We start from the raw sequence: 541 nt of genomic DNA, 5'->3' as shown, positions 1-541 counted from the left end.
TAACCGTAGGGGAACCTGCGGTTGGATCACCTCCTTACCTGAAGATACCTTCCCGCGCAGTGTCCACACAGATTGTCTGATAAAAAAGTAACGAGCAGAAAAACCTCTACAGGCTTGTAGCTCAGGTGGTTAGAGCGCACCCCTGATAAGGGTGAGGTCGGTGGTTCAAGTCCACTCAGGCCTACCAAATTTTCACTCATGCTGCGTTATGTTTACGGCTCGCATAGTGAACTATGCGTCGCGGAAACACGCCTGCCTGAGTAAAAATTACATCTCCTTCGTGGAATGTAATGGTAGTAAAAGGTTTCTGTAAGACTGTATGGGGCTATAGCTCAGCTGGGAGAGCGCCTGCCTTGCACGCAGGAGGTCAGCGGTTCGATCCCGCTTAGCTCCACCATACTGTTTTTCTAAATAAAATACTTCAGAGTGTACTGGCTAACAGTATGCTGCGAAGTATTATGCTCTTTAACAATCCGGAACAAGCTGAAAATTGAAACGACATGTCGTTTTCATTCTCCGTAATAAGAATGAAATCTACGAT

General features: G+C 46.4%; 2 tRNA genes. Both read left to right on the top strand.

The features are described from left to right. Positions 1-110 precede the first annotated feature (110 nt). A tRNA-Ile gene (locus IFU29_RS22225) sits at positions 111-187 on the top strand. Between the two features lie 134 nt (positions 188-321). Then, a tRNA-Ala gene (locus tag IFU29_RS22220) sits at positions 322-397 on the top strand. The last annotated feature ends 144 nt before the right edge of the window (positions 398-541 follow it).

It is taken from the genome of Erwinia persicina (assembly GCF_014838825.1).
Lineage (GTDB): Bacteria > Pseudomonadota > Gammaproteobacteria > Enterobacterales > Enterobacteriaceae > Erwinia > Erwinia persicina_A.
This window is presented reverse-complemented; position numbering and strand designations above follow the sequence as displayed.